Source organism: Pseudomonas sp. UV AK001 (assembly GCF_046097675.1).
Taxonomy (GTDB): Bacteria; Pseudomonadota; Gammaproteobacteria; order Pseudomonadales; family Pseudomonadaceae; genus Aquipseudomonas; species Aquipseudomonas kribbensis.
The window spans coordinates 94,458-116,498 of the sequence record NZ_JBJUVZ010000009.1; the positions used below are offsets into that span (position 1 = coordinate 94,458).

At 60.7% G+C, this 22,041-nt stretch carries 21 protein-coding genes; 14 read left to right on the forward strand and 7 right to left on the reverse strand.

Translation table 11 applies throughout. From position 1 onward, the window contains the following. Positions 1 to 21: 21 nt before the first annotated feature. From ACKLNA_RS22740 to ACKLNA_RS22755, 4 genes are all read left to right on the forward strand, one after another. Complete coding sequence (locus ACKLNA_RS22740) at positions 22 to 1,149, forward strand: hypothetical protein (protein WP_408987168.1); 1,128 nt, start codon at positions 22 to 24, stop codon at positions 1,147 to 1,149. Between the two features lie 347 nt (positions 1,150 to 1,496). After that, positions 1,497 to 1,796, forward strand: coding sequence for a hypothetical protein (locus ACKLNA_RS22745; RefSeq protein WP_085712718.1), 300 nt, complete (start codon positions 1,497 to 1,499; stop codon positions 1,794 to 1,796). Between the two features lie 157 nt (positions 1,797 to 1,953). Beyond that, complete coding sequence (locus ACKLNA_RS22750) at positions 1,954 to 2,397, forward strand: hypothetical protein (protein ID WP_134825142.1); 444 nt, start codon at positions 1,954 to 1,956, stop codon at positions 2,395 to 2,397. Then, a complete protein-coding gene (locus tag ACKLNA_RS22755; RefSeq protein ID WP_248744133.1) occupies positions 2,397 to 2,669 on the forward strand; it encodes a type II toxin-antitoxin system RelE/ParE family toxin in 273 nt (90 codons plus the stop codon). The genes ACKLNA_RS22750 and ACKLNA_RS22755 overlap by 1 nt, the downstream gene beginning before the upstream one ends. A 172-nt stretch (positions 2,670 to 2,841) precedes the next feature. Here ACKLNA_RS22755 and ACKLNA_RS22760 read toward each other — a convergent pair whose 3' ends face one another. After that, positions 2,842 to 4,383 carry a phosphoenolpyruvate carboxykinase gene (locus ACKLNA_RS22760; protein ID WP_085712715.1) on the reverse strand — a complete coding sequence of 514 codons (1,542 nt, stop codon included), beginning with the start codon at positions 4,381 to 4,383 and terminating at the stop codon, positions 2,842 to 2,844. A 181-nt stretch (positions 4,384 to 4,564) separates the two neighbouring features. Next, complete coding sequence (gene hslO, locus ACKLNA_RS22765) at positions 4,565 to 5,467, reverse strand: Hsp33 family molecular chaperone HslO (protein WP_085712714.1); 903 nt, start codon at positions 5,465 to 5,467, stop codon at positions 4,565 to 4,567. Between the two features lie 104 nt (positions 5,468 to 5,571). Between hslO and ACKLNA_RS22770 the strand changes: the two genes are divergently transcribed. Then, complete coding sequence (locus tag ACKLNA_RS22770; RefSeq protein WP_114881018.1) at positions 5,572 to 6,372, forward strand: phosphatase PAP2 family protein; 801 nt, start codon at positions 5,572 to 5,574, stop codon at positions 6,370 to 6,372. A gap of 67 nt (positions 6,373 to 6,439) precedes the next feature. Here the strand turns inward: ACKLNA_RS22770 and ACKLNA_RS22775 are convergent, their stop codons facing one another. Then, a complete protein-coding gene (locus tag ACKLNA_RS22775; RefSeq protein WP_085712712.1) occupies positions 6,440 to 6,847 on the reverse strand; it encodes an RNA-binding S4 domain-containing protein in 408 nt (135 codons plus the stop codon). Between the two features lie 251 nt (positions 6,848 to 7,098). Between ACKLNA_RS22775 and ACKLNA_RS22780 the strand changes: the two genes are divergently transcribed. After that, positions 7,099 to 7,545 (forward strand): ATP-dependent zinc protease, encoded by a 447-nt coding sequence (locus tag ACKLNA_RS22780; RefSeq protein ID WP_169432582.1) that lies wholly within the window; start codon positions 7,099 to 7,101, stop codon positions 7,543 to 7,545. Continuing rightward, on the forward strand, positions 7,542 to 8,447 hold the full coding sequence (gene rimK / locus ACKLNA_RS22785) for a 30S ribosomal protein S6--L-glutamate ligase (RefSeq protein WP_007949201.1): 906 nt from the start codon (positions 7,542 to 7,544) through the stop codon (positions 8,445 to 8,447). Before ACKLNA_RS22780 ends, rimK begins: the two co-directional genes overlap by 4 nt. A gap of 218 nt (positions 8,448 to 8,665) precedes the next feature. Here rimK and ACKLNA_RS22790 read toward each other — a convergent pair whose 3' ends face one another. After that, positions 8,666 to 9,979, reverse strand: coding sequence for an ATP-binding protein (locus ACKLNA_RS22790; RefSeq protein WP_085712711.1), 1,314 nt, complete (start codon positions 9,977 to 9,979; stop codon positions 8,666 to 8,668). A gap of 114 nt (positions 9,980 to 10,093) precedes the next feature. Next, entirely contained in the window at positions 10,094 to 10,834 is a 741-nt protein-coding gene (gene ompR / locus ACKLNA_RS22795; protein ID WP_007952694.1) for a two-component system response regulator OmpR, read from the reverse strand. Positions 10,835 to 11,194: 360 nt separating this feature from the next. On the opposite strand from ompR, the gene ACKLNA_RS22800 reads away from it, so the two are divergent. From ACKLNA_RS22800 to tauD, 7 genes are all read left to right on the forward strand, one after another. Beyond that, on the forward strand, positions 11,195 to 13,519 hold the full coding sequence (locus ACKLNA_RS22800) for a Tex family protein (RefSeq protein WP_265812651.1): 2,325 nt from the start codon (positions 11,195 to 11,197) through the stop codon (positions 13,517 to 13,519). After that, the gene (locus ACKLNA_RS22805) at positions 13,519 to 13,902 is read left to right on the forward strand and encodes a PaaI family thioesterase (RefSeq protein ID WP_085712709.1); all 384 of its coding nucleotides are present in this window, start codon (positions 13,519 to 13,521) and stop codon (positions 13,900 to 13,902) included. Before ACKLNA_RS22800 ends, ACKLNA_RS22805 begins: the two co-directional genes overlap by 1 nt. A 214-nt stretch (positions 13,903 to 14,116) precedes the next feature. Next, positions 14,117 to 15,700, forward strand: coding sequence for a glutamate--cysteine ligase (gene gshA, locus ACKLNA_RS22810; protein WP_085712708.1), 1,584 nt, complete (start codon positions 14,117 to 14,119; stop codon positions 15,698 to 15,700). Positions 15,701 to 15,882: 182 nt separating this feature from the next. Beyond that, entirely contained in the window at positions 15,883 to 16,860 is a 978-nt protein-coding gene (tauA, locus tag ACKLNA_RS22815) for a taurine ABC transporter substrate-binding protein (RefSeq protein WP_408987169.1), read from the forward strand. A 16-nt stretch (positions 16,861 to 16,876) separates the two neighbouring features. Next, positions 16,877 to 17,671, forward strand: coding sequence for a taurine ABC transporter ATP-binding subunit (gene tauB / locus ACKLNA_RS22820; protein ID WP_408987170.1), 795 nt, complete (start codon positions 16,877 to 16,879; stop codon positions 17,669 to 17,671). Beyond that, entirely contained in the window at positions 17,668 to 18,507 is an 840-nt protein-coding gene (tauC, locus tag ACKLNA_RS22825) for a taurine ABC transporter permease TauC (RefSeq protein WP_064382739.1), read from the forward strand. The genes tauB and tauC overlap by 4 nt, the downstream gene beginning before the upstream one ends. A 57-nt stretch (positions 18,508 to 18,564) precedes the next feature. Then, a complete protein-coding gene (gene tauD, locus ACKLNA_RS22830; protein WP_408987171.1) occupies positions 18,565 to 19,407 on the forward strand; it encodes a taurine dioxygenase in 843 nt (280 codons plus the stop codon). 237 nt (positions 19,408 to 19,644) lie between these two features. On the opposite strand, the gene mgrA is transcribed toward tauD, so the two are convergent. Together mgrA and ACKLNA_RS22840 are read right to left on the reverse strand one after the other, a co-directional pair. Then, complete coding sequence (mgrA, locus tag ACKLNA_RS22835; protein ID WP_053116521.1) at positions 19,645 to 20,682, reverse strand: L-glyceraldehyde 3-phosphate reductase; 1,038 nt, start codon at positions 20,680 to 20,682, stop codon at positions 19,645 to 19,647. Between the two features lie 39 nt (positions 20,683 to 20,721). Beyond that, positions 20,722 to 22,041, reverse strand: coding sequence for an LLM class flavin-dependent oxidoreductase (locus ACKLNA_RS22840; RefSeq protein WP_408987172.1), 1,320 nt, complete (start codon positions 22,039 to 22,041; stop codon positions 20,722 to 20,724).

Here is a 22,041-nt window from a genome sequence, read left to right on the forward strand (position 1 = left end):
ACATCAACCAAGAGCAACAATATGACTACGCTAACTATTTTCTTTTGCGGTACAGGCTCCACAAAGTTTGATAATGCCCACGAAAATTATTGGGATGGCGAACTGGTTTCCACACTCGCCTCCCATCACGCCGGGCGCGAGTTTGCCGAATGGATCGTGGTCGATGGCCCCGGCACCAGCAACCTGCAGGCCGATGAACTGTTCACCAAATCCAAGGACTATGGGCTCAGCGGAACCCTGTTTGGCAAGGGCTGGGAGGAAAACGTCCAGCACGCGATGAACATCATCAAAGGCAAATGCGACTGGCAGCGCGAGCAACTGACCGAAGCGGAATACAACCGCCTCAAAGCTGCCGGCATTCCGATTGAAGATGTAAAGGTCGAGGGTTCCTGGCTATGGCGCAAATATAACTATGGCGAACGCAGCGTCACGCAACAGAAGTTACAGGAGCAGATCATCAAAACCTTCCGCAAGGACGGTGTCATTCCAACAAAGGTCAATCTGGTGGGCTGGAGCCGTGGCGGCATTAGTTGCCATATGCTGGCCAATGCCATGTTCAACGACAGTGTGCTGAAAAACATTCCAGTCAATATCTTTGCCATTGATCCCGTGCCCGGTATCGGTAACTTTCAGGAACACCGGGTAAAGCTCAACTACAACGTGAAAGAGTACGTGGGTTTTTATGCACGAGACGAACGCTCCAAGGGTTTCAGTTGCGTCATCCCGCAAACCGCGACCGGCACCAAGACCAGCATTTTCCCCATGCCCGGGCGTCACGCCACCCTGGTCGGCAATGCTTCGGCCGATGGCGTCAGTGGTCCGAAGGTTGTGGCCGAACCTGGCCTGATCGTCCGTCACTTTGCCGAGGTGTGCCTGAAACGCTGGGGCACCGTGCTCGACAAGAACCTCAACCTTACTGACGCCGACCTTCGAAACCACACCGCCGCCATCGTCAACGCAGCAGCGAAATACAAGTCCATGGAGAAGTGCTCCTACACCTGGTTCACCGAACTGGACCAAGGCGAACGCTATGTGTCGCTGGGCAGCAAGGGCGTCCCGTTCTCGACGGTGAAAGGCACGATCTACACCTCGGCGACCGGGCTGACGACGAGTGTGCTGGATGTTGAGGCGTATCGGGCGATTCGTTGAAAACCGTGATTGATCTGTAGGAACGGCCTGCTCGAATCTGCATCCCGATCCTACACGCAGCGGCGCCTTGTCTTCTATCGGCGCCGTTAGGTCGAAACCTATAGTTGTGACTGTCGCTGCCAATTCAGCGGCTCGGGCTTGGTCACCCGATTGGATCATGCATTCGCGTCCGCTGTATGCTGCCGGTACTCAATTGCCAGCAGCGTTATGGTGGCTGTGTTTGGGACGCTTTCGAGCGTGCCGGGTATGTGCATGATCCTCACCGGTTGACCAACCCGAACACAGTCGCCTCCAGTCGCTTGGTCACGATTTGGTGGCTTCATTCGAAGCAATTGAGGATCTAAAAAATGAAATCATGGAACGAGCTCCACTCCGATCGCTACCGTCCACTCGACTCCAACCTCACCGACACCAAGCCCCTGGTCATCGACACCGATGCCAACCCGCAAGACATCCTCGAATGCGCCGTCCAACGCCTGCGCGCTTCCAGCGACCTGCTGCAAACCCTCTACTGTCTCTGCTTCAAACACGCCGACGTCGAAGACATCCCGCACATCACCCACGCCCTCTACCTGCTGACCAAAGACGGCTGCGACCTGCTGCAAGTCGCCCAGCAGAAAATGCTCAGCTGGAAAGCCCCGGCCTGACGAACTTCGGGCAGGCGTGTTCATGGCTAGAACTGCCTGCCTCTATCCAGAACACTGACGCTGGCATTTCCGGCGCAAAACATTAAGGACCTGAATTTTGCAAACTATTATTGATTGCGTACGATGGGAGCCATTGTTCAGCCAAGGGCTTGCTTTCATGACCACTGAAACCATCGATCACAGCACTCTCACGCGACTGTTTGAGAACGGTTCGATCAGTAGCGCACATATCGTCGCCAAGCCCGGTGGCTGGTCGATTCAAGTTCAGCAAGGAAGCAAAGAGTATTCACTGGCAGCACAGCGCAGTGGTCAGGTGCGGCTGTTCAAGCGGTTCGAAACACTGGTGACCTACCTGCAAGGAGTGGGTATCAATCACTTCGATGTGGATGCCTCCAGTTATGATCCTCTTCAAATAAAAACCTATGCTCGCCCTGATCGCGCCGAAGCGATGAAGCAAGCTCATGAAGCCGCTGCATACGAAGAATGGGTCAAACAACAGGTACAAATCAGCATTGATGACCCAAGGCCCAGCGTCAGCGATGAAGACGCTCGCAGGATATTTGCCGCCAAGCGGGATGCCCTGCGTCAGCGAGTACGTTGATGAGGTTGGTCTGGCGCCAAGAGGCGCTGGATGACCGAGACAACATCATGGAGCGTATCGGACAGGAAAATCCCGTTGCAGCGATTGAGCTCGATGAGGTTTTCGAACTGAAAGGAGAAAGCGCTCGCAAGCACCCTGCCATATACCGAAAAGGTATCGCGGAAGGCACCCGCGAAATCGTCGTCACCCCAAACTACGTCATCATCTACGCAATCAAAGTTGATGTTGTGGAGGTGTTGCGAGTGCTGCATACCAGACGGCAATGGCCATGATGGCTGGAGAAAAAATGCTTAGGAGTTCGCGGCTCCTTAAGTAGCATTATTCTGGCTGTTTAGCGCGGACTCTGCGGGAATAATGGCAGTTGATCTGACAACGAAGTCCAACCAATCACCCACAAAAAAGCCGCCCCTAAGAGGCGGCTTTTTCATTCACCAGAACCAAGTCTTACAACTTAGGCCCGGCAGCCTTGATCGCGTCGCTCACGTCGAACTTCTTGAAGTTCTCGATGAACAGACCGGCCAGTGCTTTGGCAGCTTCGTCGTACGCAGCCTTGTCAGCCCAGGTGTTGCGCGGGTTGAGCAGGTTGGTTTCGACGCCCGGTACGGCCAGTGGCACGTCCAGGTTGATGGTGTCCAGGTGTTCGGTTTCGGCACCGACCAGGGCACCGCTCTGGATCGCTGCGATCACCGCACGGGTGGTCGGGATGTTGAAGCGTTTGCCGACGCCGTAGCCACCGCCGGTCCAGCCGGTGTTGACCAGGTAGACCTTGGAGCCGAAGCCCTTGATGCGCTTGATCAGCAGCTCGGCGTATTCGCCAGCCGGACGCGGGAAGAACGGTGCGCCGAAGCAGGTGGAAAAGGTCGACTTGATACCGCTGCCCGAACCCATTTCAGTCGAGCCCACCAGTGCGGTGTAGCCGGACAGGAAGTGGTAGGCCGCCTGCTCGTTGTTCAGGATCGACACTGGCGGCAGTACGCCGGTCAGGTCGCAAGTCAGGAAGATCACAGCGTTCGGCTCGCCGCCCAGGTTCTTCTCGGAACGTTTGGCAACGTGCTCCAGTGGGTAGGCTGCGCGGCTGTTCTGGGTCAGGCTGACATCGGCGTAGTCGGCGTGCTTGGCATCGTCGATCACGACGTTTTCCAGTACAGCGCCGTGCTTGATGGCTTTCCAGATGACCGGCTCGTTCTTCTCGGACAAGTCGATGCACTTGGCGTAGCAGCCGCCTTCGATGTTGAAGACAACACCTTCGCCCCAGCCGTGTTCGTCGTCACCGATCAGGTAACGGCTTTCGTCGGCCGACAGGGTGGTCTTGCCGGTGCCGGACAGACCGAAGAACAGGGTCACGTCGCCTGCTTCGCCGATGTTGGCAGCGCAGTGCATTGGCAGCACGTCGGAAGCCGGCAGCAGGAAGTTCTGCACCGAGAACATGGCTTTCTTCATTTCACCGGCGTAACGCATGCCGGCGATCAGCACTTTTTTCTGGGCGAAGTTGAGGATCACGCAACCGTCGGAATTGGTGCCGTCACGCTCAGGCACGCACTCGAAGTTGGCGACGTTCAGCACTTGCCACTCTTCACGACCGGCCGGGTTGTACTGGGCCGGGTTGATGAACAGGCAACGACCGAACAGGTTCTGCCAGGCAGTCTGAGTGGTCATCTTCACGGCCAGGTAGTGATCTTCGGCCGCGCCTACATGCACGTGGGAAACGAAATGCTCTTGCGCGTTGTTGAACGCCTCGACACGAGCCCACAGCGCGTCGAACTTGTCGGCCGGGAACTTGCGGTTGATCGGGCCCCAGGCAATCGCGTCCTGGGTGGAAGGCTCTTCAACGATGAAACGGTCGACTGGCGAACGGCCGGTGCGGTGACCGGTGCGAACTACCAGAGCGCCGGTATCGGCAAGCTCGCCTTCACCGCGTTTCAGGGCTTCTTTTACCAGATCATCAACACTCAGATCGGTGTACACGGCGTTATTGGCTTGCGTCATGAGATTCCCCGTCGGCCAGTGGCCGAGTGTGCTCCAAACGTTTTGTAGTAGAAAGTCGTGCACTACTACCGCGAAAAAAGTGGGCCGGATTATGCCAGAAAAGCCCAAAAAGAGTAGGGTCCTCCCGTCGTAACGGCGTTATTCCGTCGTTGAGCAGTGAATTTACCTGCGCTGAACCGTTTTAGTGCCGGGTATCTGACGGCGTCTCGACGCCCGCGCCAGCGAACAATTGAGCGATATCCGCCGCATCGAACAGGTAGCGCTGGTTGCAGAACTGGCAATCGATCTCGACGCTGCCACCCTGTTCGGCCACCAATTGCTGCGCATCTTCCAGACCCAGGCTGACCAGTGCATTGCCCGAACGCTCGCGGGAGCAGCTGCAGTGGAAACGCAGTTTCTGCACATCGAACAGACGAACCTGCTCTTCATGGTAGAGGCGATGCAGAACGGTTTCGTTGTCCAGGCTCAACAGTTCATCAGCAGTCAGGGTGTTGCCCAGCGCGGTAATGTGCTGCCAGCTGGCGGCGCGTTCTTCTTCATCTTTCAGGCGATCGGCCGGCAGTTGCTGCAGCAGCAGGCCACGGGCGCGACGGCCATCGGCGCAGAGCTTGAAGCGGGTGCCGACCTGCTGGGACATGACGAAGTAGTTGGTGAAGCAATCGGACAGGGTTTCGCCGTCGAGGTCGACGATACCCTGATAACGCTGGCCTACGGTCGGGTCGATCGTCAGCGCCAGAACACCATTGGGCATCAGGTCGGCGAGGGTCGCGTCGGGGGCGATCAGGTCCGCCTCGTAACGGGCCAGGCCACGGATTTCACGCTCGCTGGAGCACTCGATCATCAGCAGCGGAATCGGGCCTTCGGAGCGTGCCTGAAGAATCAGCAAGCCATCGAATTTCAGGGTGCCCACCAGCAACGATGCGGCAGCCATGAACTCGCCCAGCAATTGCGCAACCGGCTCCGGATACGGGTGCTTGGCGAGCACTTCGGCGTAGCTGCGTTCCAGCGACACCAGTTCGCCGCGCGTGTCGCTGTCATCGAAGATGAAGCGTTGGGTGTAATCGGTATCGAGGAAATCGGTCATAGGTCTAGGTATCTGAATTTAATGACAAAAAGGTTACAAAGAATGAAAATCCCGCGCTTCTGGCATCCATTTTGATGCCTATGTTCAGCCACGGGAGGCATTTTATGAACAATCCGGGTTTGTTCCAATCAAGGTGGAACCTCGGCCGGCTGGTTCTGTGCAATGCGGTGCCATTGGCACTACTGGCTTTCTGGTTATGGCCTACAGGCCAGATGCTGTGTGTGGTTTTCGACGAGTGGCTGTTCCGCTCACTCAATACTCCGCTGGCCAGCAACCCCATATGGCTCCACATCTGGGCAATTGCAAGTCTGCGCCCGTTCGACGTTGTCGTCGGACTGATTCTGCTGACGCTGCTGATCAAGGGCGACTGGGTGTTCAAGGCGATTGACGTACGTCGCGCGTTCTTCGGATTTTTCTCGATCCTGCTGCTGATGGTGGTGATCCGCGCGCTGTTTTCCAAATTCGCCGACCACATGGGCTGGCAGCACAACAGCCCTTCCATGGTGCTCGAAGGCGCCGTCCATATGAGCGACTATTTCCCGCATCTGGAAAAGACCTTTGAGCTGAAGGATCGCTCGAGCCAGAGTTTCCCCGGTGACCACGCTTCGGTGCTGCTGATCTGGGCGTTGTTCATGGGTGTATTCAGTCGCTCAGCCGGCCAGTTCCTGACGGTCTGGGGCCTGGCGCTGCTGTTCATGCTGCCGCGCCTGGTGGCCGGTGCGCATTGGGGCCAGGACGACTACATCGGTGGACTGCTGCTGGCGGTGTGGGCGTTGGGCTGGGGTTACTACACACCGTTTGCCTATCACGCGGCGAACTTCTGGCTGAAGGTCACGGCGCCGATTTTCGGGCTGCTGGCCAAGTTGCCGGTGGTTTCGCGAATGACCGTCGTGTCCGCACGATAATCGACGACCGCTGAAAAAATCGCAGCCTTTGACGAGTCTTGAGTCAGGACCGGCAGGCTGCGATTTTTTATTCTCCGCCACTGTTCCCACGAAATTTAAACAGATCCCTGCGCTGCTTCTTGCTTGGTTTACCGTCGGTGGTCACGCCCAGCGCGCCGGCCTTGCGCATCGCCGCAGCCGCCTCGCGCTTGGCAATACTGGCTTCGGTTTCCGCATACAGCGTCTGCGCTTCCGGTGCGCCACGACGCACGATCGACAGGGCCTGGACCACTACAGTCTTTTCATCGAAGCCGGTGCGAATCTCGAATTCATCGCCGATGCGTGGCTCTTTGCCAGGCTTGCAGCGCTCTCCCCGACAATGCACCTTGCCGCTTTCAATGGCTGCTTTGGCCAAGGCACGGGTTTTGAAAAAACGCGCAGCCCACAACCATTTATCGAGACGGACCTTGTCGTCCTCTTCGCTTTTTTGTGCCATGGAATTTCCTCATTCTGAAATATTGATGAACTGTACTACCGTTTCTGTCGTGCCATGAATTGTGCTGTCCCGGATTACAATGCGCACATTCCGGGGCGTGCTTGAGATGACGCAAAACCGGGCCGTAGATATCTGTCGCCTTTTAACCACTATTCTGCGTGAATACCGCAAATCCGGCCCCCTGCGGGCTGATCGGTTTTCACCGGTTGAGCATTTTTTTGAAGACATTTGACCATTTGACCGTTGTCGGTCTGCGCGAGTGGGTGGCGCTCCCGGATCTGGGAGTCGCGGGCCTTCGGGCGAAAATCGACACCGGCGCCAGCACCTCCAGCCTGCACGCCACCGACATCGAGCCATTCGAACGGGACGGCGAGAAGTGGGTGCGCTTCACCGCGCACCTGGGCACGGTGGTGCAGTTGCGCCACCGGCGTTGTGAAGCGCCGCTGGTCACCCGCAAGACCATCAAGAGTTCCAACGGCCAGGCCCAGGTGCGCTATGTGATCAGCACCACCCTGGCCCTCGGTGATCGGGTCTGGCCGGTCGAGTTCACCCTCGCCTGCCGCAAGTCCATGCGTTATCGCCTGTTGCTCGGTTCCAAAGCCCTGATCGACGGCCAGCTGGTGGTCAATCCAGGCATCAAGTATGTACAAGACAAGCCGGTGTTCCCGGTATCTACCTCCTCCACAGGTGTTGCATGAAGATCGCTGTGCTGTCGCGGAATCCGCGTCTGTATTCCACCCGCCGTCTGGTCGAAGCCGGAACCGAACGCGGGCATGAAATGGTAGTGATCGACACCTTGCGCGCCTACATGAACATCGCCAGCCACAAACCGCAGATCCACTATCGCGGCAAACCGCTGGAAGGATTCGATGCGGTGATCCCGCGGATCGGCGCATCGGTGACGTTCTATGGCTGCGCGGTGCTGCGCCAGTTCGAAATGATGGGGGTATTTCCGCTCAACGAATCGGTGGCCATCGCCCGTTCCCGGGACAAGCTGCGTTCGCTGCAACTGCTGTCACGCCGGGGCATCGGCCTGCCGGTGACCGGGTTCGCCCACTCGCCGGACGACATTCCCGACCTGATCGACATGGTCAACGGCGCGCCATTGGTGATCAAGGTACTGGAAGGCACCCAGGGCATCGGCGTGGTGCTGTGCGAAACCGCGACGGCGGCGGAGTCGGTGATCGAGGCCTTCATGGGCCTGAAACAGAACATCATGGTGCAGGAATACATCAAGGAGGCCGGCGGCGCGGACATCCGCTGCTTCGTGGTCGGCGACAAGGTGATCGCGGCGATGAAGCGTCAGGCCAAGCCCGGGGAATTCCGCTCCAACCTGCACCGGGGTGGCAGCGCCAGCCTGATCAAGATCACCCCGGAAGAACGCATGACCGCATTGCGCGCCGCCAAGGTCATGGGCCTGGCGGTGGCGGGTGTGGATATCCTGCGTTCGAATCACGGGCCGCTGGTGATGGAAGTGAACTCGTCGCCGGGCCTGGAGGGGATCGAGACCACCACCGGCAAGAATGTGGCGGGGATCATCATCGAGCATCTCGAGAAGAATGGCGGGCCGAACATGACCCGCACCAAGGGTAAGGGATAGAGCGAAGAGCAAGAGCCCCTCACCCTAACCCTCTCCCATAGGGAGAGGGGACTGATTGGGGGATATTGAAGAAGTACGCCGACTTGAACGAGCACAGTTGAATCCATAATCGACCTGATTTTGCAGGTCGATGCATGACGCAAGACTCCTCGGTCGGCCCCCTCTCCCTCCGGGAGAGGGCTGGGCGGGCGGCGTTCCGATGAGGGCGAGCTTTTGATCTACACCGCATCCCGCGGCAGCATCAATCCCAGCGGCAACCGCACCCGCGCCTCCAACCCGCCACCGGAGCGGTTGCGCAGCTCGACATTGCCGCCATGCATCGAAGCAATCCGTTTCACGATCGCCAGCCCCAGCCCGGTGCCCTTTCCGCCCCGCGCCCGATCGCCACGGGTGAACGGGTTGAAGATCGCTTCAAGCTCCGATGGATCAATCCCCGCCCCACGGTCCATCACGCTCAGCACCACATACGGCGCACTGGTGTCGCCAGACACATAGGCCGCGACATCCACACTACCGCCGGCATGGTTCAGTGCGTTGCCGATCAGGTTGTTCAACAGACGTTTCATCGACACCCGACGCAGCGGAAACGGCTGGATCGGCTCCAGGCGCAACCGCACTTTCTCTTCACTCTGGTTGTACGGTGCCGCGACTTCGCGCACCAGATCGCTAAGATCCACTTCTTCCACCGACTCGTCCCGACCATCGCGAATGAACGCGAGGAACTGGTCGAGAATCGCGTCCATGTCTTCAATGTCGCGCACCATATCGTCGGTCAGGTCGGTGCGGTCGCCCATCAGTTCCAGCGACAGTCGCAATCGGGTCAGTGGTGTCCGCAAGTCATGGGAAACCCCGGCGAGCATCAGTTCACGCTCACGCCCGGCTTGTTCGACGTCCTCGGCCATCTGGTTGAAGGCGCGATAAACCTCGGTCATTTCGCTGGGTGTATCGCTGATCGGCAGGCGCACGCTGCGGCCCTGACCGAGTTGCCGCGCGGCATACACCAGACGTTTCAACGGCTGATTAAGCTGACTGACGAAGATCCACGCCGACGCGGTCGAGAGCAGACCGATGGCGAGGAACCAGCCGAGCACGTTCCAGATTTTCTGGCCGCGCAACGGGTGCGGGTACAGCGGCACTTTCAGCCACCCGTCACCCAGGCTCGGCGCGCGCACCCACAACGCCGGCGGCGAATGCATGCGCAGTCGAACCTCGGTGTCGGCCCCCAGTTCCGCCTGCATCTGCCGCTGGTAGATTTCGCTGTACGGCCAGTGCTGTTCGCCTTCCGGCACACCGGCACCGACCACCCGGATCAGGGTCGCGGCATCGGCGATCTTCGCGCGGTTTTCTTCATCGGCGGCCCAATAGGCGCGCAGTGTCAGGGCGACGCCGTGGCTGTATTGACGGTCCACCAGCACGTCCTCGTTCATCAGCAGATAAACCAGGGTCAGTGCCTTGGAAAACAATACGACGATGAGCACCAGCCACAGGGTGCGGGAGAAGAAACTTTGGGGGAACCAGACAGGGGTTTTCATGGATAACCGCTACGCACTTGCAGGAGCGAGCAATGCTCGCATATTGCGGATAACGAGTCTGCGGAGCCGGCACTTTCGACCGTTTCCCGCAGACCCGTTCCTACAAATCACCCGTCACTTGGTGGAGTTGCCATCCGGCACGAACACATAACCCACGCCCCAGACAGTCTGGATGTAGCGAGGCTTGGACGGATCGGGTTCGATCATCCGGCGCAGACGGGAAATCTGCACGTCGATGGAACGCTCCAGGGCATCCCACTCCCGGCCACGGGCCAGGTTCATCAGCTTGTCGCGGGTCAGCGGCTGACGGGCGTTCATCACCAGGGCCTTGAGTACCGCAAACTCACCGGTGGTGAGCATGTGCACTTCGTCGCCGCGCTTGAGTTCGCGGGTGGCCAGGGACAACACGTAGTCGCCGAACGTGACGTTCTCTTCTTCGCTGCCCGGCGCGCCCGGCACCGGTGCGGCCTGACGGCGCAGCACGGCTTTGACACGGGCCATCAGTTCGTCCGGATTGAACGGCTTGGCCAGATAATCGTCGGCGCCCAGTTCCAGGCCCTTGATCCGGCTCAGCTCGTCGCCCTTGGCGGTGAGCATGATGATCGGGATCTGATTGTTCGCGCCACGCAGACGACGGCAAGCGGTCAGGCCGTCTTCGCCCGGCAGCATCAGGTCGAGAACGACCAGGTTGAACACTTCACGGGACAGCAGACGATCCATCTGCTCGGTGTTCGGTACGGCGCGGGCACGGTAGCCCTTGCTGACGAAGAAGCGTTCCAGCAGGCTGCTCAGCCCCGGATCGTCGTCAACAATAAGAATTTTTTCGCCTTCAGCAGTTTGTGCAGTGCTGCTCATTGGATGCTCCTTTTAGCTCGGCGCGCATTATGGCGTAGCTGCCGTTATACGCACCGTGTGCATTGTTAGCAGATTTTTCCTTCACTGCCAGAAAACCGGGGCTTGAGCCTACAGACCGTGTCGCCCCCGAATGACAGAACGCCGGTTATAATGCGCGGCCTTTTGTGCCAGGCAACGTCTGAATCGTTACGGCAGGTGGCCGTCCTTTATTTTCATGGGCGCCGCAGTAATTGTTCGATTTCACGGGTCAATGGAATGCCTTTTGACCCAGGCAGCGGCAAGCGTCAGGCCGCCCCACCAGACTCCGGGCCCTTATTTATGCGCCTGCGAGCCTGCTTTCACAATTTGTCAGGTGGTTTTATGGACAGCATCAACAGCCGCATCGCCGAGGAACTCGGCGTACGCCCGCAACAGGTCGAAGCGGCCGTCGCGCTACTCGATGAAGGCTCTACCGTTCCCTTCATCGCCCGTTACCGGAAAGAAGTGACCGGCAGCCTCGATGACACTCAGCTGCGTCATCTGGAAGAGCGTCTGCGCTACCTGCGAGAACTCGACGAACGGCGCATCAGCATCCTTTCCAGCATCCAGGAGCAGGGCAAACTCACTCCTGAGCTGGAGCGCGAAATCAAACTCGCCGACACCAAGACCCGCCTCGAAGACTTGTACCTGCCGTACAAGCAGAAGCGCCGCACCAAGGGCCAGATCGCCCTGGAAGCCGGCCTCGGCGAACTGGCCGACGGTCTGTTCAACGACCCGAGCCTGGCCCCGGAAGCCGAAGCCGCGCGCTTCGTCGACGCCGAAAAAGGCGTGGCCGACGCCAAGGCAGCGCTGGAAGGCGCCAAGTACATCCTCATGGAGCGCTTCGCCGAAGACGCCAACCTGCTGGATAAACTGCGCAACTATTTGAAGCAGGAAGCCACCCTCAGTGCCCGCGTGATCGCCGGCAAGGAAGAGGAAGGCGCCAAGTTCCGCGACTACTTCGAACACGACGAACCACTGAAAAGCATGCCGTCGCACCGCGCGCTGGCAATTTTCCGTGGCCGCAACGAAGGCATTCTCAGCTCCGCGCTGAAAGTCGGCGAAGAATTGCCGGGCACCCTGCACCCGTGCGAAGGCATGATCGGCCAGCACGTCGGCATCCAGAACCAGAACCGTCCGGCCGACAAATGGCTGGGTGAAGTGGTGCGCTGGACCTGGAAGGTCAAGCTCTACACCCACCTGGAAACCGATCTGCTCGGCGAGCTGCGCGACGGCGCCGAAACCGAGGCGATCAACGTGTTCGCCCACAACCTGCACGACCTGCTGCTGGCCGCCCCGGCCGGCCCGCGCGCCACTCTGGGCCTCGACCCAGGCCTGCGTACCGGTTGCAAGGTCGCGGTGGTCGACTCCACCGGCAAGCTGCTCGATCACGCCACGGTTTACCCGCACGTGCCGCACAACAAGTGGGATCAGACCATCGCCATCCTGGCCGCCCTGTGCGCCAAGCACTCGGTCGATCTGATCGCCATCGGCAACGGCACCGCCAGCCGTGAGACCGACAAACTGGCCATCGAGCTGATCAAAAAATATCCAGCGATGAAAATGACCAAGGTCATGGTCTCCGAAGCCGGCGCATCGGTGTATTCGGCATCGGAACTGGCAGCCAAGGAATTCCCGGATCTCGACGTGTCGATCCGGGGCGCCGTGTCCATCGCCCGCCGTCTGCAGGATCCACTGGCCGAGCTGGTGAAAATCGATCCGAAATCCATCGGTGTCGGCCAGTACCAGCACGACGTGTCGCAGCTGAAACTGGCGCGCGGCCTGGACGCCGTGGTCGAGGACTGCGTGAACGCCGTGGGCGTGGACGTGAACACCGCCTCCGTGGCGCTGCTGGCACGGATCTCCGGCCTCAACGCGACCCTGGCGCAGAACATCGTGACTCACCGTGACGAGCACGGCGCGTTCAAGACCCGCGCCGCGCTGAAGAAAGTCGCGCGTCTGGGCGAGAAAACCTTCGAACAGGCCGCCGGCTTCCTGCGCGTGATGAACGGCGACAACCCGCTGGACTCCTCGGCCGTTCACCCGGAAGCCTATCCGCTGGTGCAGCGCATCGCCGCTGAAACCGACCGTGACATCCGCTCGCTGATCGGCGACGCCTCGTTCCTCAAGCGCCTGGATCCGAAGAAATTCACCGACGAGACCTTCGGTCTGCCCACCGTCACCGACATCCTCCAGGAACTGGAAAAACCCGGCCGCGACCCGCGTCCGGAGTTCAAGACCGCCGAGTTCCAGGAAGGCGTCGAGGACCTGAAGGATCTGCAACTGGGGATGATCCTCGAAGGTGTGGTGACCAACGTGACCGCGTTCGGTGCGTTCGTCGACATCGGTGTGCACCAGGACGGTCTGGTACACATCTCGGCGCTGTCGGAGAAATTCATCAAGGATCCGCGCGAAGCAGTGAAAGCCGGTGACGTGGTGAAAGTGAAGGTCATGGAAGTCGACATCCCGCGCAAACGCGTCGGCCTGTCGATGCGCATGAGCGACACGCCGGGCGAGAAAATCGACGGCGCCCGTGGTTCGCGTCCGGGCTCGGCGCCGCGCCAGTCGCAGGGTTCGGCTCCGCGCAAGGAAAGCACCCCGGCGGCTCCAGCCAATAACGCGATGGCGTCGCTGTTCGCCAACGCCAAGCAGTTGAAGAAGCGCTGATGGAGATTCCGGCCGGGCTCGTCGAGAGCGCGTTTTTCAAGCTGTTGGGCTGCCGCCTGCACAGCCTGGAAACCGGGGTGGCGCAAGTCGCCCTGGTGCTGGAACCGGAACTGCGCAACCGCGGCGGCAAGCTGCACGGCGGCGCGCTGTTCAGTCTGGTCGATATCGCCATGGGGCTGGCCTGTTCCAGCACCCACGGCTTTGACCAGCAGAGCGCGACCATCGAGTGCAAGATCAACTACATCCGCGCCGTCTCCGAGGGCGAGGTAATGTGCACGGCGCGGGTGATCCACCCGGGCCGGCGCACGCTGGTGGTCGAAGCCGACGTGATGCAAGGCGACAAACTGGTCGCAAAAGCGCAAGGCACGTTCGCTGTCCTGTAGCTACTCGTCATCGATTTGAGTTAATTTCGGCGCTGTGATCGCAGCGTCGGAGTTTTCCTCGCCCGCGTCTGCCAGATTCAGGGACTGAAGTTGGCGTTTGCAATGGGGCTTTCATGGCCCGAAAACCAGGCGAAAACGCCAGTTTCAACTTCACCCTTGTAGACCGTCCTGCCCACCCCCATATTGGGGCGACTGACGCGTGAAGGAATCCAAATTGAGCGAACTTCTCAACCGCCGCCTGGCTCTGCTCGGTGAGCGCGCCAACCTCTCTCTGCTCGAACAGTGCCTGCACGGCATCGAACGTGAATGCCTGCGCGTGACCGGCGAGGGTCGACTGGCGCAAACGCCGCACCCCGAAAGCCTGGGTTCCGCGCTGACCAACGAACAGATCACCACCGACTATTCCGAGTCGCTGCTGGAATTCATCACGCCTGCCCTGCCAGACCCGGCCGATACGCTGGCGAGCCTGGACAAGATTCATCGCTTCGCCTACAGCAAGCTCGGCAACGAGTACCTGTGGAGTCCGTCGATGCCGTGCCCGTTGCCGGCCGAGGAAGATATCCCGATCGCCTATTACGGCACCTCCAACATCGGTCAGCTGAAGTACGTCTACCGCAAGGGCCTGGCCCTGCGTTACGGCAAGACCATGCAGTGCATCGCCGGGATTCACTACAACTTCTCCCTGCCGGAAAAACTCTGGCCGCTGCTGAAAGAAGCCGAAGGCTTCGTCGGCACCGACCGGGATTTCCAGTCGTCGTCCTATATCGCGCTGATCCGCAACTTCCGTCGCTACAGCTGGCTGCTGATGTACCTGTTCGGTGCTTCGCCGGCGCTGGACGCGGGGTTCCTGCGCGGCCGTTCGCATCAGCTGGAACAACTGGATCCGGATACGCTGTACCTGCCTTACGCCACCAGCCTGCGCATGAGCGACCTCGGTTACCAGAGCAACGCCCAGGCCGGCCTGACGCCGTGCTACAACGACCTGGCGAGCTACACCGACAGCCTGCGCAAGGCGGTGGCCACGCCATACGCGCCGTACGTTGAAGTCGGCACGCACCAGGATGGCGAGTGGGTGCAACTGAACACCAACATCCTGCAGATCGAAAACGAGTACTACTCGAACATCCGCCCGAAACGCGTGACCTACACCGGCGAGCGGCCGATCCAGGCCTTGATGGCCCGTGGCATCCAGTACGTCGAAGTGCGCTGCCTGGACATCAACCCGTTCCTGCCGATGGGCATCGACCTCACCGAGTCGCGCTTCCTCGACGCGTTCCTGCTGTACTGCGCGCTGAACGACAGCCCGCTGCTGACCAACATCAGCTGCGGCAACGCCACGTCGAACTTCCTCAGCGTGGTCAAGGAAGGTCGCCGTCCGGGCCTGCAATTGCAGCGCGACGGTCAACCGGTCGACATGAAGGAATGGGCGGCGGAGCTGCTGGAAAAAATCGCTCCGCTGGCCGCGCTGCTGGATCAGAGCCACGGCGGCGATGCCCACAGCAAGGCCCTCGATGCGCAACTGGCCAAGGTCAAGGATTCGTCCCTGACGCCATCGGCCCAGGTGCTGGCGGCCATGGCAGAACACAAGGAAAGCTTCGCGCAGTTCTCCCTGCGCCAGAGCCAGGCCCACGCCGAGTTCTTCCGCAGCGAACCGTTGGCGGCTGACGAACAGGCGAAGTTTGAAGAACTGGCGCGCTCGTCACTGGCGCAACAGGCTGAGCTGGAGCAGAACGAGGTGGGCGATTTCGACGTATTTGTCGGGTCGTATCAGGCGAGTATTCTGGCGATCAGCAACTGACACTTCCTTCTCTGATCGTTCCCACGTCGAGGCGTCGAACCGTCCGCGTGGGAACGATCACGCTCTCTCCCTTAGATTTTTCCGCTCATAAGCTAAGTCTAAAAAGTTATTTATTTTTAGTTTCTTAGATCATTTAGTCTCCTTTCACGCCGACGCTCGGTCGCCTGATATGGAGCTCTTCAATGAAACTGAATGTCCCGCTTCGCCTGCTGGCCGTGGCCTCTCTGGCCGCTGCGAGTTTCCTGGCCCAGGCCGCCGACCTCACCGTCGCCTACCAGACCACCGTTGACCCGGCGAAAGTCGCCCAGGCCGACGGCGCCTATGAGAAAGCCACCAAGGCCGACATCAGCTGGCGCAAGTTCGACAACGGCGCGGACGTCATCTCGGCCATCGCTTCCGGCGACGTGCAGATCGGCTACCTCGGTTCCAGCCCGCTGACCGCAGCCGTCACCCGCAAAGTCCCGGTGGAAACCTTCCTCATCGCCACCCAGATCGGTGCCGCCGAAGCGCTGGTCGCCCGCGACGGCTCCGGCATCAAGACGCCGCAGGATCTGGTCGGCAAGAAAATCGCCGTGCCGTTCGTGTCCACCGGTCACTACAGCCTGCTGGCCGCGCTGAAGCACTGGAACATTGATCCTTCGAAAGTCACCGTCCTCAACCTCGCCCCGCCGGCAATTATTGCCGCGTGGAAGCGCGGTGACATCGACGCCACCTACGTCTGGGATCCGGCGCTGGGCGTGGCCAAGGAAAACGGCAAAGTGCTGATCACTTCCGGCGAGCTGGCCAAGTTCGGCGCGCCGACCTTCGACGCCTGGATCGTGCGCAAGGACTTCGCCGAGAAGCATCCGGAAATCGTCACCGCGTTCGCCAAGGTCACCCTCGACGCCTACGCCGACTACCGCAAGGATCCGAAAGCCTGGCTGGCCAATCAGAGCAACGTCGACAAACTGGTGAAACTGTCCGGCGCCAAGGCCAGCGACATCCCATTGTTGCTGCAAGGCAACGTCTACCCGCTGGCGGCGGATCAGGTCAGTGACCTCGGCGCGCCGACCACCAAGGCCATCACCGACACCGCCGCGTTCCTCAAGGAGCAAGGCAAGGTCGAAGCGGTACTGCCGGACTACACGCCGTACGTCACCCCCAAGTACATCACCAACTGATCGGGAGTTAATCGCGATGGCCTTGCTACAGCTGGAGCGCATCAGCGCACAGTATCCCGGCAGCCCGGAACCGGTGCTGGCGGATATCTCTCTGACTCTGGGGCCTCAGCAGTTGCTGGTCGCCCTCGGCCCGTCCGGCAGTGGCAAGACTTCGCTGTTGAACCTGATTGCCGGTTTCGTCGAACCGAGCGCCGGCCGCATCACCCTCGACAACGTGCCGGTCAAAGGCCCGAGCGCCGAGCGCGGCGTGGTGTTCCAGGACGACGCCCTGCTGCCCTGGCAAGACGTGCTGGCCAACGTCGCCTTCGGCCTTGAACTGGCCGGTGTGGCCAAAGACAAACGCGAACAGATCGCCCGGGAAATGCTCGCGCTGGTCGATCTTTCCGGTTTTGAAAACCGTCGTATCTGGCAACTTTCCGGCGGCCAGAAGCAACGTGTCGGCCTGGCCCGCGCTCTCGCCGCCGACCCGCGTGTGTTGCTGATGGACGAACCCTTCGGCGCCCTCGACGCCTTTACCCGCGAACAGATGCAGGAGCTGTTGCTGCAAGTCTGGCAACGCACCGCCAAACCGGTGTTCCTGATTACCCACGATATTGAAGAAGCGGTGTTCCTCGCTACCGACCTGATTCTGCTGGCACCGAATCCGGGGCAGATCGTCGAGCGCCTGCACCTGGATTTCGGCAAGCGTTACGCCGTCGGCGAATCGGCGCGGGCGATCAAGTCCGATCCGCGCTTCATCGAAACCCGCGAACACGTGCTCGCCAAAGTGTTCTCGCAACGCAGCGCCGTTCAGCGGCAGGAGCGCGCATGAGCAGTTACGACGTTTCCGCCACCGCAGTGAAACCCGCCGCCACGTCGGTGGTGATTCCCGTGCGCCGCAGCCTCAGCACCCGCTGGATCAGCCTGCTGACCCTGTTCGCGTTGCTGGTGATCTGGTGGGCGGTGACCGCCACCGGTCTGATCGAACCGCTGTTCCTGCCGCCACCGTCCGCCGTGCTGCAAAAAGGCTGGTTGCTGGCGACCACGGGCTACATGGATTCGACGTTGTGGCAGCACCTGGGCGCGAGCCTGAGCCGCATCGGCCTGGGCCTCGGTTTTGCGATTCTGACTGCCGTGCCGGTGGGCATTGCCATCGGCGCCAACCGCATCGCCCGTGGCGTGCTCGATCCGCTGATCGAGTTCTACCGGCCGATTCCGCCACTCGCCTATCTGCCGCTGATCGTGATCTGGTGCGGCATCGGCGAGTTGTCGAAAGTGCTGCTGATCTACCTGGCGATTTTCGCTCCGATCGCGATTGCCACCGCGACCGGCGTGCGCACCGTCGACCCGGCCAAATTGCGCGCCGCGCAGTCGCTGGGAGCCACCCGCGCGCAACTGATCCGCCACGTGATTTTGCCAAGCGCCCTGCCGGACATTCTGACCGGTGTGCGCATCGGCCTCGGTGTCGGCTGGTCGACGCTGGTCGCTGCCGAATTGATCGCGGCCACCAGCGGCCTGGGCTTCATGGTGCAGTCGGCCGCGCAGTTCCTGGTCACCGATGTGGTGGTGCTGGGGATTCTGGTCATCGCCCTGATCGCCTTCGCGATGGAGATGGGCCTGCGCGCCCTGCAACGCAAACTGGTGCCGTGGCACGGCCAGGCCCACTGATTTTTCAGCACTGACTACCCCGACAGTTTCGGGGCCCCGGAATTGAAGAGAACCACCATGAGCAGCCTGAACATCACCCCGTTAAGCTCGGCCCTCGGCGCACAGATCAGCGGCGTCGACATCAGCCAGCCGCTGAACCTGGAACAACGCGACGCCATCGAGCAGGCGCTGCTCAAATATCAGGTGCTGTTCTTCCGCAATCAGCCGATCGAGCCGTCGCAACAGGCGCGCTTCGCCCACTATTTCGGCGACCTGCACATTCACCCGATCTACCCGAACGTGCCGGAACAACCGGAAGTGCTGATCCTCGACACCGCCGTCACCGACGTGCGCGACAACGCAATCTGGCACACCGACGTGACCTTCCTGCCGACCCCGGCCATGGGGGCGGTACTCAGCGCCAAGCTGTTGCCGGAGTTCGGTGGCGACACGTTGTGGGCCAGCGGGATTGCCGCGTATGAAGCGCTGTCGGCGCCGATGAAGGCGATGCTTGAAGGGCTGACCGCGACTCACGACTTCACCCGCTCGTTTCCGCTGGAGCGTTACGGCAACACGCCGGAAGCACTGGCGCAGTGGGAAGAGGCACGGCGCAAGAATCCACCGCTGTCGCATCCAGTGATTCGCACTCACCCGGTGAGCGGGCGCCGCTCGCTGTTCGTCAACGAAGGCTTCACGTCGAAGATCAATGAGCTGTCGGAGACCGAGAGTGAAGCGGTGCTGAAGTTCTTGTTCGCCCACGCAACACGGCCGGAATTCACCATTCGCTGGCGTTGGCAGAAGGATGACATCGCGTTCTGGGACAACCGCGTGACGCAGCACTACGCGGTGGATGATTACCGTCCGGCGCGGCGGGTGATGCAGCGGGCTACGGTGTTGGGGGATGGGCCGTTTTTTCGTTGAGCCTTTAACGCCAGAGCAAAATCAAAAGCCCCCTCACCCTAACCCTCTCCCGGAGGGAGAGGGGACTGATTGGGGGGATGCTTTAAAGATTCACCGACCTGATCGTGCTTTGCTGAATCCATAATCGACCGGATTTTTCAGGTCGATGTATGACGCAAGACACCTCGGTCGGCTCCCTCTCCCTCCGGGAGAGGGCTGGGGTGAGGGCTGGGCCGAGCTGACCCACCCTGATCCTGATCACTCCGCCGTCGAAGGCTTCTCCCAAAGATTGATCCCGCCCTCCTGAGCAAACCGATCAATCTCCGCCAGTTCCTCAGCACTGAAGCTCAAATTCTTCAAAGCCCCGACGTTCTCGATAATCTGCTCCGGCCGGCTCGCGCCGATCAGGGCCGAAGTCACTCGCGGATCGCGCAGCGTCCACGCCAATGCCAGTTGCGCCAGGCTCTGCCCGCGACGCTTGGCGATCTCGTTCAGCGCCCGTACATGAGCAATGTTCGCCTCGGACAAGTGCGAAGCCTGCAACGAACCACCGCCCGGACGATTGACCCGCGCATCCGCCGGTACGCCGTTGAGGTATTTGTCGGTCAGCAGTCCCTGCGCCAGCGGCGTGAATGCAATCACGCCGGTGCCGAGTTCGTCGGTGGTGTCGAGCAGGTCCTTTTCCACCCAGCGGTTGAGCAGGTTGTAGGCCGGTTGGTGAATCAACAGCGGCACTTTCCACTCTTTGAGCAACGCGGCGATTTCGCGGGTTTTCACCCCGGAGTACGACGAGATACCGATGTACAACGCCTTGCCCTGCTGCACCGCCGTGGCGAGGGCGCTGGCGGTTTCTTCCAGCGGGGTGTCCGGGTCGAAGCGGTGCGAATAGAAGATATCCACATAATCCAGGCCCAGGCGTTGCAGGCTCTGGTCGAGGCTCGCCAGCACGTATTTGCGCGAACCGCCGCCCTGGCCGTAAGGGCCGGGCCACATGTCCCAGCCGGCCTTGCTGGAGATGATCAGTTCATCGCGGTACTGCTTGAAGTCTTCGCGCAGCAGGCGGCCGAAATTGGTCTCGGCGCTGCCGTAGGGCGGGCCGTAGTTGTTGGCCAGGTCGAAGTGGTTGATGCCCAGGTCGAACGCGGTGCGCAGCAACGCGCGTTGGGTGTCGATCGGCGTGCTGTCGCCGAAGTTGTGCCACAGGCCCAAGGACAGCGCCGGCAATACCAGACCGCTGCGTCCGACGCGGCGGTAAGGGATGGAGTCATAGCGGTTTTCGGCAGCGGTGTAAGTCATCGAATCCTCTCTTGTCGGTCTTGAAATGGGTGTCGATTGCTACGCAAAGCGATTGCCGGGCCGGGCAAGGCCAAGGTTCTGGCGCAAGGTCCGGCCCTCGTATTCGGTTCTGAACAGCCCGCGCCGTTGCAGTTCCGGAACCACGCCATTGGCGAAGTCTTCGAGCCCGCCGGGCAGGTGCGGCACCAGCACGTTGAAGCCGTCCGCCGCGCCCTGCTCGAACCATTCCTGCAAACGGTCGGCAATCTGCGCCGGCGTACCGACGACGCTGTAATGCCCGCGACCGCCAGCGATTCGCCGGCCCAGTTCGGCCAGGGTCAGATGCTCGCGGCCGGCCAGTTCGGTCAGCAGCTTCTGCCGGCTCTGCTGGCCGCTTTCAGTCAGCGGCAATTCCGGCAGCGGCCCGTCCAGCGGGTACTTCGACAGATCGAAGTTACCCAGCATACGCCCAAGCAGAGCGACGCCAACCTCGGGTTCTACCAATTGCTGAAACGTTTCACATTTTTCCTGCGCTTCGGCTTCCGTCTGCCCGACCACGACAAACACGCCGGGCATGATTTTCAGCGAATCGGCACTGCGTCCGTACTTCGGCAAGCGTCCCTTGAGGTCGGCGTAAAACGCCTGGGCGCTGGCCAGCGAGGTCTGCGCGGTGAACACCACTTCGGCCGTCTGCGCCGCCAGTTCCCGCCCGGTTTCCGACGAGCCGGCCTGCACGATCACCGGTTGACCCTGTGGCGAACGCGCGACATTCAGGGGGCCTTTGACCCGAAAGTGCTCGCCGACGTGATTCAGTACATGCAACTTTTCCGGGTCGTAATAGGCACCGCTGGCCTTGTCGCGAATGAAGGCGTCGTCCTGCCAACTGTCCCAAAGCCCGGTCACCACCTGATGAAATTCCCGGGCGCGGCTGTAGCGTTCGGCATGGCCGATGTGTTCCTCGCGGCCAAAATTCTGCGCTTCGGCGGCGTTGTCCGAGGTCACCAGATTCCACCCCGCTCGCCCGCCGGACAGGTGATCGAGCGAAGCGAACTTACGCGCCACGTGGTACGGCTCGTTGTAGCTGGTGGTGGCGGTGGCGATCAGGCCGATGTGCTCGGTCACTGCGCTCAATGCCGAGAGCAAGGTCAGCGGTTCGAAGTGATCCGAACGGGCCATGCGGCTGGCGATGTCCTGGGTCGGTGCGGCGACGCTGTCGGCGACGAACAAGGTGTCGAACTTCGCCGCCTCGGCAACCTGCGCCAGACGTTTGTAGTGGGCGAAATCCAGCCCGGCGTTGGCCGGTACGTCCGGATGACGCCACGCGGCGACGTGGTGCCCGGTGGCCATGAGGAACGCGCCGAGTTTCAGCTGTCTGCTCAT